The 12,648-nt window shown below is 37.2% G+C and carries 13 protein-coding genes; 5 read left to right on the top strand and 8 right to left on the bottom strand.

The genetic code is table 11. The features are described from left to right. Positions 1 to 42 precede the first annotated feature (42 nt). The 6 genes from mnmE to rpmH form a co-directional block, all read right to left on the bottom strand. Positions 43 to 1,332, bottom strand: a complete 1,290-nt coding sequence (mnmE, locus tag RR062_03255) for a tRNA uridine-5-carboxymethylaminomethyl(34) synthesis GTPase MnmE (GenBank protein ID MEG2026728.1) — start codon at positions 1,330 to 1,332, stop codon at positions 43 to 45. A 101-nt stretch (positions 1,333 to 1,433) separates the two neighbouring features. Beyond that, entirely contained in the window at positions 1,434 to 2,123 is a 690-nt protein-coding gene (gene jag, locus RR062_03250) for an RNA-binding cell elongation regulator Jag/EloR (protein ID MEG2026727.1), read from the bottom strand. 16 nt (positions 2,124 to 2,139) lie between these two features. Next, positions 2,140 to 3,318 carry a YidC/Oxa1 family membrane protein insertase gene (locus tag RR062_03245; protein MEG2026726.1) on the bottom strand — a complete coding sequence of 393 codons (1,179 nt, stop codon included), beginning with the start codon at positions 3,316 to 3,318 and terminating at the stop codon, positions 2,140 to 2,142. After that, positions 3,306 to 3,551, bottom strand: coding sequence for a membrane protein insertion efficiency factor YidD (yidD, locus tag RR062_03240; protein ID MEG2026725.1), 246 nt, complete (start codon positions 3,549 to 3,551; stop codon positions 3,306 to 3,308). Before yidD ends, RR062_03245 begins: the two co-directional genes overlap by 13 nt. Next, positions 3,548 to 3,883 (bottom strand): ribonuclease P protein component, encoded by a 336-nt coding sequence (gene rnpA, locus RR062_03235; GenBank protein MEG2026724.1) that lies wholly within the window; start codon positions 3,881 to 3,883, stop codon positions 3,548 to 3,550. The genes yidD and rnpA overlap by 4 nt, the downstream gene beginning before the upstream one ends. Before the next feature lie 24 nt (positions 3,884 to 3,907). After that, the gene (gene rpmH, locus RR062_03230) at positions 3,908 to 4,042 is read right to left on the bottom strand and encodes a 50S ribosomal protein L34 (protein MEG2026723.1); all 135 of its coding nucleotides are present in this window, start codon (positions 4,040 to 4,042) and stop codon (positions 3,908 to 3,910) included. A gap of 210 nt (positions 4,043 to 4,252) precedes the next feature. Between rpmH and deoD the strand changes: the two genes are divergently transcribed. Then, positions 4,253 to 4,960, top strand: coding sequence for a purine-nucleoside phosphorylase (deoD, locus tag RR062_03225; GenBank protein MEG2026722.1), 708 nt, complete (start codon positions 4,253 to 4,255; stop codon positions 4,958 to 4,960). Positions 4,961 to 5,218: 258 nt separating this feature from the next. Here deoD and RR062_03220 read toward each other — a convergent pair whose 3' ends face one another. Then, positions 5,219 to 6,562, bottom strand: a complete 1,344-nt coding sequence (locus RR062_03220; GenBank protein ID MEG2026721.1) for a Sapep family Mn(2+)-dependent dipeptidase — start codon at positions 6,560 to 6,562, stop codon at positions 5,219 to 5,221. A 114-nt stretch (positions 6,563 to 6,676) separates the two neighbouring features. Here RR062_03220 and gltX point away from each other — a divergent pair, with 114 nt between their 5' ends. After that, positions 6,677 to 8,113: a glutamate--tRNA ligase gene (gene gltX, locus RR062_03215; GenBank protein MEG2026720.1), complete on the top strand. Its 1,437-nt coding sequence runs from the start codon at positions 6,677 to 6,679 to the stop codon at positions 8,111 to 8,113. 229 nt (positions 8,114 to 8,342) lie between these two features. Here the strand turns inward: gltX and dnaN are convergent, their stop codons facing one another. After that, positions 8,343 to 9,446 (bottom strand): DNA polymerase III subunit beta, encoded by a 1,104-nt coding sequence (dnaN, locus tag RR062_03210; protein MEG2026719.1) that lies wholly within the window; start codon positions 9,444 to 9,446, stop codon positions 8,343 to 8,345. A 253-nt stretch (positions 9,447 to 9,699) separates the two neighbouring features. Here dnaN and uvrC point away from each other — a divergent pair, with 253 nt between their 5' ends. From uvrC to rpmE, 3 genes are all read left to right on the top strand, one after another. Next, complete coding sequence (gene uvrC / locus RR062_03205; GenBank protein MEG2026718.1) at positions 9,700 to 11,502, top strand: excinuclease ABC subunit UvrC; 1,803 nt, start codon at positions 9,700 to 9,702, stop codon at positions 11,500 to 11,502. 3 nt (positions 11,503 to 11,505) lie between these two features. Next, positions 11,506 to 12,318 (top strand): Cof-type HAD-IIB family hydrolase, encoded by an 813-nt coding sequence (locus tag RR062_03200; protein MEG2026717.1) that lies wholly within the window; start codon positions 11,506 to 11,508, stop codon positions 12,316 to 12,318. An 82-nt stretch (positions 12,319 to 12,400) separates the two neighbouring features. Further along, positions 12,401 to 12,604: a 50S ribosomal protein L31 gene (rpmE, locus tag RR062_03195; GenBank protein MEG2026716.1), complete on the top strand. Its 204-nt coding sequence runs from the start codon at positions 12,401 to 12,403 to the stop codon at positions 12,602 to 12,604. Positions 12,605 to 12,648: the final 44 nt, after the last annotated feature.

The raw sequence follows: 12,648 nt of genomic DNA, 5'->3' as shown, positions 1-12,648 counted from the left end.
TGTTAGATTAATTATGCTTAGCTAAATTTATCTTTTTTTAGTTTATTTACCTAGACAAAATTTTTGATATATTCGGTCGATTATGTCTTGATTTGCAGTAGTTCCTGTAATTTCGCCAAGCGTCGACCAGGCAATTTTTATATCCTCTACAATACAATCGAGAGTTAAGTTTGTAGCTTCAATGGCGCAATTTATGGCGTGGCTAGCTCGGGCTAAGACATCAACGTGTCTTGCGTTAGTTAGTATTAATTGATTTTGGTCGATTGTTCCTAGTCTAAACATATCAAAGATTTGTTGTTTAAGTTGTTCGATATTAATATTATTTAAAGCGCTTACATATAGTAACTTGTCGTTGTCTTGACGAGGTAGTAAGTCGCATTTATTGCATACGTAGATTGTGGGTTTATTGTATAGTGGTAAATTTGCGTTGGGCTTGTCGGTGACGTAAATTATAACGTCACATTGGTCAAGAGCTATGTTTGTTCGCTTAATGCCTTCGCTTTCGAGCGTTCGAGTCGTTGTTCTAAGCCCGGCGGTGTCTATGAAGTTAATTTTAGCGTCCTTATAGATGATGCTTTCGGTTATTGTATCTCGGGTAGTGCCTGCGATATTAGATACAATAGCTCTGCTTTGCCCCAGTAGAGCGTTAAGTAGGCTTGACTTTCCCACGTTTGTTTTGCCGGCTATAACGGCGTTAATTCCATACTTTATGGCCTTTCCAACCTGTGTTGTGTCAAGCAAAACTTGTAATTTTTGTTTAATTTCGCTAAGAACTACGCTAACGTTTTGGCTTGCGCCTTCTTCGAGATTTTCTTCCGGATAGTCTAACGTAGCCTCGCAAGTCGCAATCAAGTCGGTTAATTTGTCTTGTAAATTTATTATGGTTTTGCCTAGTTTGTCGCTAGTTAAATTAGCCCCGGCTTTAAGTTGCATAACGCTTTCTGCGTCGATAATTTCAATTATTCCTTCGGCGGAAGATAAGTTTTGTTTGCCCATAATAAAGGCTCGTTTGCTAAATTCGCCGTTATAAGCAAGCCTGCAACCTAGTTCGATACACCTTGCAATGGTTAAGTTTGCTACCATCGCTCCGCCGTGAACGTGAAATTCAACCATATCTTGCCCCGTATAAGAATGAGGCGAAAGGAAGTAGACGCACATAGCTTTGTCGGTAAAATTAGGCAAGACTAAGTTTCCCACCTTTAAAACATTGGGCTTAGTTGGTAGCAAATCAAATATTTGTCTTGCTATTTGTAGGCAGTTGTCACCGCTTAATCTAATAACGGCGATTGCCGACCTACCTATTGGAGTTGATAGAGCAATTATAGTATCCATTGTTTGCCTCGATTGCAATTTTGCTTTATTTTAATAAAACTAAATATTAAAGGAAATTTTAACGGGGACAAATAATTGTCCCCGTTAAAAGTTTTAAAGACCTATCTCTTTCTTTTTTTGTCGCTTCTATAAGCAAATGTCAATTTCTTGCGAGAAGGCGAAGTTAGTTCTTCGTCTTTGACAAAGCCGTTATCGCCCTTAGGGGATATTATTACGTGTCTGTTAGGTTCTTCGCCCGAACTAGAAGTTTCTACAAACTGGCTGTCTTGCAACGTTGCGTGTATAATTCTTCGTTCAAAGGGGTTCATTGGTTCAAGTTTAACTGCGTGGCGTGTTCTTATTACTTTCTTTTCAAGGTTGCTTGCTAATTTTGCAAGTATATCTTCTCTTTTGCCACGATAGTTTTCGGCGTCGACTACTACTCGAATATACTTTTTACGCCCTTGATTTACCATTAAACTTGTAAGATATTGCAAGCTGTCTAGCACTTCGCCACGATATCCTATTACGCTTCCGCCATCTTTACCTATTAAGTTAAGTTTGATTTCTTCTTCGTTTTCTACTAAATCTACAATAAAATCAAAGTTAATTTTTGCTAGTAATTCTTCAAGAAATAGTTGGGCATTTTCGCCCTCGCTTAATTTTTTAGTCAATTTAACTTTTGCGGGTTTGAGAAATCCTCCTTGACTAAGTATTTCTATATCAACTTGTTCTTGTTCTAGTTTCAATAATTTTAAGCCGTTTTCAATAGCTGTCGCTACGTTTTTACCTGTCGACTCGGCTGTTTTCATTATATATTCTCCTTTATTATCTCTTATAGCTTTCCTTAACGCCTTCGCCTTTTTTGACCGCTTTCCTTTCGACCATTATTTCAATAGGTCGGTCAAGCGCAATGGTGGTAATTAAGGTAATTAGCGAGTTGCAAACTAGGTAAATTGCAAATGCCGCCGTATACATAAAACCGAATACGCCCATCATCAAGGGCATTATTATCATCATTGTTTTGCCCGTTTGCGCCGATGGGTCAACCGAAGTCGTTCCTTTCTTTTTTTGTAATGCTTGCGTTACCCACGATGACAAAAAGGCTAAGCCCATTGCTGCGATAGGTAATATTAGCAAGCCGTTCCAACCGCTTTTTAGCTCGCCAGAACTGTTCTTCTCCATATTGCCTTGCTCGTCAAAGCTGGCAAAGTAACCGGGGTTTGCTTTAATTACTGCATTGCGGACGGACACGTAGATATCTCTTACAAATGGGTCGCCAATAGCCTCGTCGGGAAGTTTGGGAATACCCATACTGCCTTTTTCAAAGCCTTCGGCGTTGACAAGTAATTTTTCCCACGTGTCGGGACGCCAAATATTTTTAATCCATAAGAAATCTTCTTGCACTTCGTCTTTAAACACAACGTTGACCTTTACGTCGGCTTTTTCTTTGGCGTAAGCCTTAATTTGGTCTTCGGTCATGCCAACCGCCCACTCGCCCGTTGGACTATCTATTAGATATTTGTTATATTCTTCAATATAGGCTTTTTCAAGTATTACATAGCTGTTTACGTTGATAAATGCCGAATAGCTGTTTAATCCTGAAAAGACAATAATAAATATCGCCATTGTGGCTAGCATTGGTAGGCAGGAGCTTAGAGCGTTGTAACCGTTCTTTTTGTATAATTTTTGTTTTTCTTCGTTTTGTCTTTTTTTGTCGTTAGCAAATTGTTTGTCAATTTTTTCGATTGTTTTTTCAAGCGATTTCATTTTAACGCTACTTTTTTTCATCGAATACTTTTGCCAAATGTCTAGTGGCATTGTGATAATTTTAAGTATGACCGTAAGTATAATTATAGCTACGCCATAATTGCCGATAAGCCCGTGAAACCATTGCATTAATCTCGCAACGGCGTTTGGCTCGGGAATAAACTTTGTCCAGTCATTTTGTGGCAGAGTTTGTATTACCGACCATACTCCGCTAAAAATTGAGCTTATAAACTCCATTTAATTTCTCCTTTAAGGTTAAGAGGCACTAAATCTATACCCCGCCTTTTTGACCACGGCGCGCAACTAAACACTCTTTTTGCCGTAAGGTAAGTACCGACAAAAAAGCCGTGTTGCTTATACGCTTCCATACCATACACCGAACAAGTCGGCGTATAAATACAACTTTTACCAAAAATTTTAGATAAAGTCGCTTTATAGAACATTAATAAGCCTATGCAAATCCATTTCATAGTTGTTCGCCAAGCAAGCCAACGCTTGCTAATTGTTTTTCAACAGCAATACACAACTCGGCATAGTCGGTAGTTAGACCATATCGAGCTACAAAGATGTAGTTATATTGTTGTTTAATGCGTGGCAACAGCTTGCTCACACATTCTTTAAGTTGCCTTTTTGCGTGGTTACGCTTTACGGCGTTTCCAAATTTCTTACTGATAGAAAAGCCGAAGTGGCAACTATTTGAAGCGCAATACACAATAATTAAATATTTGCCGTTTATCCATTTGCCTTTCTTGTAAATGCTGGCAAATGCCGACCTCTTTTTTAATCTATATTTAGCTTTAATTGTAATGCACCCCTTTTTTGGTTATTATGCTGATAACTTGGCTCTACCCTTATTGCGTCTGCTTTGAAGAACTCTTCTTCCGCCTTGTGTCTTCATTCTTGTACGGAAACCGTGAACTTTACTTCTGTGTTTCTTCTTAGGTTGGTACGTCCTCTTCATAACAATGTCCTCCTTTTTATATATATAGCCTTTTAATTATAAGGAATTGTTATTGACTTGTCAACTAATCAACGACAATAGGTTGTTTGACAAGTGTGAAATTATTGCCTAATTAAGTAATTTTTGACAAGAATGATATTAATATTGACTTAATAACAATTATTTGTTACTATTTAGATAAGAAAAATAATTATTAAGGAGAATTTCAATATGAATACACCAACTCCGCATATCAACGCAAAGTTAGGCGATTTTGCAAAAACCGTACTTATGCCCGGCGACCCGCTTAGAGCTAAATTTATAGCCGACAATTTGCTTACCAACCCCGTTCTTGTCAACAATGTTAGAGGCGTACAAGGCTATACCGGCACATATAAGGGCAAGCGTGTTTCGGTTATGGCAAGCGGTATGGGCATACCTAGCATAGGCATATATAGTTACGAATTATACAATTTCTATGACGTTACAAATATTATTAGAATTGGTAGCGCCGGCGCTATGCGTGAAGATATTAAAGTTAGAGATATTGTAATAGGTCAAGGCGCTTGTACAAACAGCAACTTCCTTTCGCAATACGGTCTTTGCGGGACGTTTGCCCCTATTAGTTCCTATAAATTGCTTGAAAAGGCAGTACAAATTGCCAAAGAGAAGTCTTTGCCTTACAAGGTCGGCAACCTTTATTCTTCGGACACTTTTTACGACGCTAGCGCTAGCACGCTTGCTTGGGCTAAGATGGGCGCTCTTGCCGTTGAGATGGAAGCAGCCGGACTTTACGCAACCGCCGCTTACTGCAACAAACACGCTCTTGCAATTTGCACAATTTCGGACAATTTAGTAACGGGCGAAGCGCTTAGCTCGGCAGATAGACAGAATACTTTCTTACAGATGATGGAGCTTGCCTTAGAGCTTGCCGAATAATTAAATTTATTGTGTTTTACTCTTAATTTTAATAAATTATAATCTATATATCATATATGATTGTTTATTTTTAAATTTATTACAAAACAGTATTTTAAAAACCGCTAGAAAAATTTTTCTAGCGGTTTTTATTATATTGATAATTTTATTAAGTTCCTTGTTGCTAATAAGCATTGTTAAATTTTATGTTTATGCTTACTTTAATTTTTAATCTATATTAGATTGAGTTTTTCTAAGTAACCTAGATTTGTTACCCTTTTACGGTTCGCAACAAATTTCTTTGATAGCTTCCATATAAATTCTTGTCATTTCCATAATTCTATCAATACTTATGCACTCGTTAGGTTGGTGGATTACTGCGGTTTCTCCCGGAAATTCTGGTCCAAAGGCTACGCAATTTGGGAAGTGACGAGAATACGTTCCACCGCCGATTGCTATTGTATAGCCTTCTTTTCCCGTAGCTTTTTTGTAAGAACTTAGTAGTTTTTGAACAAGATAAGATTTTTCGTCAACGTAGAGCGGTTCGCTTGCGCCTAACAAAGTAATTTTGAAGCCTAAGTCGTTCTTCATAAATAATTCGGTCACTTGCTTATTTGTATAGGTTATGGGGTGACGAACGTTGACGGTTATTTTCAGTTCGCCGTCGTATCTAACTATGCCGATATTTGCCGTTAGCGCTCCGCTTAGCTCGTCGCTTAGGTCTACGCCCCACTTCTTGCCGGTGTAGTCGCATAGGTGTTGACTAACAATGCTTAGTTTAGGTTCGTTAAACCAATTAGCAAGCGTAGCGAACATTTTCCAGGACGCATTCTCGCCCTCTTGCGGGCTTGCGCCGTGAGCCGACACGCCTTTTGTAGTTAGTATGTAACAATCGTTCTTTTCTTCAATTTCTACTACCGGGGGGAATTGTAAGGTCATAGGCATCTTGGATATATCTATTTTTTTAATTTTTGCCACGCATTTATCCATTACAACGTTGCTTCTTGCGCCACCAACAATACTAATTATATCGTCGTTTAATTTTCCGCAATTTACTTCAAAGGTCATTATTCCTTTTTCTCGATTAATAACCGGGAAGTCGCCGTCTGGCGAGATAGCAAGCGTAGGCGGAGCAACTTTGGTTAAATAGTACTTCATACATTCCATACCGCTTTCTTCGTCGCAACCAAATATCAGCCTTGCTCTCTTGTTAAAGTTGTAGCCGGCTTCTTGTAGACAAAGTATAGCGTAAAGGCAAGAAAGTATGGGCGTTTTGTCGTCAAGAGCGCCTCTTGCGTAAATTTTACCATTAATTATATTCGCCGAAAATGGCGAACTTATCCAATTATCTTCATCGGCAGGCACTACGTCAAGGTGACCTAACATACCAAATATTTCTTCGCCACAACCAAAGTCTGCGTGACCGCAATAGTTGTCGAAGTTTTGTGTTCTTCCGCCTTTTTCGGCGCAAAGTTTAAGCATAAAGTCTAGGCAATCGGCGAGGTTTTGTCCAAAAGGAGCAGTTAGCGTTTTAGGTTGTTTTACGGTGTTATAGCGTAAAAGTTGTTGCGCAACCTTGACAATTTCTTCTCTTTTTGCTTCGAGTATTTCAATTTCTCTCATAACTACATCTCCTAATTAATTTTATTTAGCAAATACATTATACACTATTTGATAAAATATTGCTAGTAATTATTATTTATGTTATACTATTTGAAATATATTAGAGGTGTAACCATGAAGATAAGAACAAGATTTGCTCCTAGCCCAACGGGTTTTTTACACGTAGGCGGTCTTAGAACGGCGCTTTACGCTTATTTATACGCTAAGAAAAATAACGGCGACTTTATTTTACGAATTGAAGATACCGACCAAGCTCGCTATGTTGAGGGCGCAGTTGAACTAATTTATTCTACTTTGCGTGACGCAGGGTTAATTTATAGCGAAGGTCCGGACATCGGCGGACAATATGGTCCTTATATACAAAGTCTTCGCAAGCTTGACTATCTTAAATACGCTAAGATATTAGTAGAGCAAGGCGACGCCTATTATTGTTTTTGTAGTAAAGAGCGTCTTGAAGAACTTAAAGAACAAGGCGCTACTAAGTACGACAAACATTGCCTTTCTTTAAGCGCTGTTGAGGTCGAGCAAAAGCTTGCAAGTGGCGTTCCATACGTAATTAGACAAAATATTAAAAAAGGCGTGTCTACTTATACCGACTTAGTGTTTGGCGAAATTACCATAGATAACGACGAGCTTGAAGATAATATTTTAATTAAAGCAGACGGTCTACCTACTTACAACTTTGCAAACGTAGTTGACGACCATTTAATGAACATCACTTGCGTTATGCGTGGTAACGAATATCTTTCTTCTACTCCTAAGTATAACTTACTTTATGACGCTTTTGGTTGGGAAAGACCTATATATATCCATTTACCGCAAATAATGAAGGACGCTCAACACAAACTTTCTAAGCGTTTTGGCTCGGTTAGCTACGCCGACTTTATCAATCAAGGGTTTATCAACAAGGCTATACTTAATTATGTCGCATTACTTGGTTGGTCGCCAAAAAATAATCAAGAAAAAATGAGCTTAGAAGAAATGGTCGAACTATTTTCAGTTGAAGGCATAAGTCGTTCTAACGCAATATTTGACCTTGATAAAATGCGTTGGTTAAATAGCTTGTATATTAAGGAACTTCCTTTTGACGAATTTTTGCGTTCGGCAACAACTTGGCTAGATAAATCTTGCGCTTACAACAAGTATAATTACGCTTTGCTTGCAAAATTAATACAAGGTAGAATAGAAACTTATGAGGATATTATAGAAAAAGTCGCTTTTTTAGACGAATTTACCGAATACGATTTAGCTCTTTTTACAAATATTAAGCAAAAGACTTCAATCGAACTTGCTAGACAAATTCTACCCCAAGTATTAGAAGTTATTATAAATTTAGAAGAAACCGAATTTGTAAACGACGCTTTATATTCTTCTTTGAGTGCGCTTGCCGAACAAGTTGGAATTAAGAAAGGACAACTTTTTTGGGTAACTAGGGTTGCTTTAACTGGTCGTGAGTCTACGCCCGGAGGCGCTACCGAACTTGCCGAATTACTTGGTAAGACTTCCTCTATTGCAAGAATTAAATTTTCGATTGACTTGCTAAATAAATAATTTTTAAAAAAAATTGGAAATATAAATAGGCGTAGTTTTCTACGCCTATTATTTTTATTTATTATATTTTTAAGTTGGCTATTATTTATTAAATATCGTTTTGGTTTTTGAAAAATATTTATTTATAAATATTTTTTGGCAATCGGTTATGTCTTTTCCATTTTTTATTACCGTTAATTATTACTTTTTGTATTTTAATATCTATTAAAATACATATTATTAATATTTATTAGTTCATTCTAATAGGTAATATTAGATATAAATATTCGTCGGTTTCGCAGGGCGTAACTATGCAGGGCGTAACCGAAGTATTAAATTGAATTTTAATAAATTCGTTGGGAATAACTTTCAAACAATCGCTTAGATAGTGTGTGGTTAAAGATATTATTATGTCTTTGCCCCATAGACTAATTGTAATCGACTCTTTAATGTTGCCTACCTCGCTATTTGCCGTAAGCACAAGTAAATTTTCTTTAATTTCTAGTGTGACAAAGTTCCTTTTTTCATTTCTGGAAATAATACTTGCACGGTCTAATGCGTTGATAAATTGCTCCCTATTTGCAGTAATCGAAGTTACAAATTGTTGTGGTAATATTTGCTTATAATTGATATATTCTCCGCTTAACAAACTTGTAGATATTTTTGTATGCGATAAGTCAACATACATCATATTTTTGTCAAGGTAAATCGTGGCTATATTGTCGCCGTCTTCTAGTAATTTTGCAATTTCGGCAAGAATTCTTGCAGGCACAACAGCCGACATCTTTTCGCTTTGCTTTATTAAGGGTTTTTTACATTGAGCAAGTCTATAACCGTCTAAGCAAACCGCCGTTAGGGTATAATCGTCTACTTCGAATAGCACGCCTTTAAGTATTGGTCTAGAATCTTCCGTAGCCGCAGAAAAAATAACTTTGTTGATTATATCTTTAAGTTCTTCTTCGCCAACTAAAAAGCCTTTTTCTTTATTTGGTTTGTTAAAGTTGGGATATTCGGCGTTATCTAGACATTGAAATACGCTTTGGCTATCGGTATATTTAAGAATAATTTGCTTTTCTTCATTTACAAGAATTTCAATTTGTTGTTCGCTTGCAAGCTTGCGTGTAAATTCGGTAAACAATCTACCGGGAATTATTAATTCGCCGGGCGTAATTACCGTAGCGGGAATTGTCTTTTCGATAGAAAAATTTAGGTCGGTTGCAAATAGCGTTAAAGTTTCGTCTTTGGCTACAAGTTTTAGTCCGTCAAGTACGGGATTACTTGTTTTTTGCGGTAGAGCCTTACTTACCTTTAATACCGCATCGGCAAGAGTTAGTCCGTCACAAATTATTCTCATATTCTTCCCCTTTTTTGTTTGCAAGTTATTAATTAACATTCTATTAGTAGTAGCCGTAGTAGAGTGTGTTAGTTTGTGGATAACAACTTACAAAAACCTTATTTGTCCTATTTATTATAAGTTACATTGACTAAAAAATCAAGTAGTAAGGCAAGTTTATTTTTTTTGATTATATTCTTTTGGGGATAATATCTTAATATCCTGTGTATAAAAAGTGTTTTTATTTTTTATTTGTTTATGGTATACTATTAATATGATTAAAGAGCAACTAAACAATCTTCCCGAAAGTAGCGGAATATATATTTATAGAGATAGTTTTGACAATATTCTTTATGTTGGCAAGGCAAAGTGTCTAAAAAATCGCATAAAACAATATTTTATGAGCGGTGTTACTAATTCTAAGGTGCTTGCCCTTGTCGAACGCATAGCAAAATTAGAGTTTATAGTTACCCCTAGCGAAAGCGACGCCCTTTCTCTTGAAAACACATTGATAAAAAAATATAAACCGCCTTATAATATATTGCTTAAAGACGACAAACAATATTGTTACATTAAAATTAACGTAAAGCAAGATTTTCCACGACTTATTTTTACAAGAAAAATTATAAAAGATAATTTTACCTATTACGGGCCGTTTACTTCGGGCGGAAGAATGTTGGTTGATTGTATTATTACAGCTTTTCCCCTAGCTACTTGCAAATTTAATTTTGATAAACTAAGTAAAAATTTCCGTCCTTGCTTAAATTATCATATCGCAACTTGCCCTGCGCCCTGCGTAAACAACATTACAAGAGAAGAATATTCTAAGACAATTAAACAAATACAAGACCTACTCGGCGGTAAGACCGAACTTGCAAGTCAAATTTTAACTTGCAAGATGAACAACGCTTCTAATTTAATGCAATACGAACAAGCGCAAATCTACAAACAATATTTGTCGCTGTTACATTGTTTTAGAGGGGGTAGCGTTGTTGTTCAAAATAAACTTGTCGATTACGATATTTTTTCGATTACTACAAACGGACAGAATACGGCTTGCAACCGTCTTTTAGTTAGAGGCGGTAAGGTTTACGATTCTTGTAACTATCTTGTAGTCGACGCAGGAATAGAGCTTGAACAAACTCTTACAAGTTTTATTATGTCGTATTATAATCTAGCTCAACCCTCAAAAACTATTATTACAAACATTCCGCTTGCCGACCAAACAGTCCTTGAAGAATTGCTTAGTAAGAAGCAGAATAAGAAAATTAGCGTTGTTTGTCCTATAAAAAAGGGGGCAAAAAAGAGCCTTGTCGATATGAGTAAGGCAAATGCCGAAGAATTTTTACAAAAAAATCAATCCAAAGAAGAAAAGAAATATTTAGCCAGTCAAGGCGCAGTCGAGCAACTTAAACTTCTACTTAATTTGACAAAATATCCAACAAGAATTGAGTGTTACGACATCAGCAATATTAGCGGTGTAGATAAGGTAGCTAGTCAAGTTGTGTTTACAAGGGGTATGGCCGATACAAAACAATATAGACGGTTTAAAATTCGCACGGTAGAAGGGGCAGACGACTTTGCAAGTATGTACGAGGTCGTTTCACGTAGACTAGCTCACCTCAACGCAAACGACGTCGAGTTTGGCTCTGCGCCCGACTTGATAGTAGTCGACGGCGGACTGGGTCAATTAAGTAGCGCAAATAAGGCTTTACAAGACGCTAATCAATCAATCGAACTTATTTCGCTAGCCGAAAGGGAAGAAATCGTCTATACTTTAACCAACAAACAAGGCATTAAACTTCCCCGCAGTAGCTACGCATTTAAATTGCTTGTAAATATTAGGGACGAAGCGCACCGCTACGCCATCACATATTTTAGGCAACTTCACAACAAGAACGGTTTGCGTTCTAGCCTTGAAAATATTGCAGGCGTAGGCAAAATAAGGCAAATCGAATTGATTAAGAAATTTGGTAGCGTTGACAATATCAGCAAAGCCAGTCTTGAAGAACTTAGCTCGACACCTCGCATAACTAAACCCTTAGCGCAAAAAATCTTTGACTACTTTAATAGGTGAAATATGAAATATAAATTAATCGCAACCGATTACGACTACACGCTAGCCTCAATTAATCACAAGGCAAGTTCTTATACCAAAGAGGTTATCAATCAATATATCAAGCAAGGCGGACTGTTTACAATCGCTACCGGACGTATGACAAACGGGCTACTCGCTAACCTTGACGGCGTCAACGTAAACGCCCCTGTAATTACTTACCAAGGGGCAAAAGTCGTCGATGCGGTGTCTTGCAAGGTCTTAAAACACTATGGAATATCGCCAGCGCTTGCTAGCGAGTTTATTTCTCGTCTTGCGCGATACGATTGTCCAATTAATGTATATATCAATGATACTCTCTATGTAGAAAAATATTATCAGGGAATTGAACGCTATATTCAGGCAAATAAAATTAATTATAACATTGCGCCTAACGGACTAGCCGACCTAATAATCAAGACCAACCAGCCGTGTAGTAAAATTTTAGCGTTACTTGAAGAAGACTTAGCGCTTAAACTCGAACAGCAACTCGGGCAAGAGTACAAGGGTAAACTTAATATAACTCGTTCTGCGCCGACATTTTTAGAAACGAATGATATTTTAGCAAGCAAGGGTCGAGGGGTAGAATTTATAGCCGACTTATATAACATCAAGCGTGAGAACATTATGTGTTTTGGCGACTCGACAAACGACATTTCTATGCTTAAATTTGCAGGTTTAGGGGTAGCGGTAGGCAACGCTATGCCCGAAGTTCTTGAAACTGCCGATATTATATGCGAAAATTACGACCAAGACGGGCTTGCCCACACGATAGAAAAATATTGCTTAACTAAATAACAAAATAGTAGGCAAAAATGTTGACAAATATAACTACAAGATATACAATAACTAGGCGAATTTAAATAGGTAGGTAATAACAATGAAAGAAAAAATCCATCCAGAATATCACCAAGTAAGCGTTACTTGCGCTTGTGGCGAAACATTTATGACAGGTAGCACCAAAAAGACAGATACTATAAGAGTAGAAATTTGCAATAAATGTCACCCTTTCTTTACCGGTAAGCAAAAATTAGTTGACGCCGGCGGTAGAGTTGACAAATTTAAAAAGAGATACGGTATATAGTAAACTTTTAACTTTGGGGCGCGGAATTTTTTCTGCGTCCTTTT

The sequence above is a fragment of the Clostridia bacterium genome (genome assembly GCA_036654455.1).
GTDB lineage: Bacteria > Bacillota > Clostridia > Christensenellales > CAG-314 > JAVVRZ01.
The sequence above is the reverse complement of the archived record's forward strand: the minus strand, read 5'-3'. Positions and strand labels throughout refer to the sequence as shown.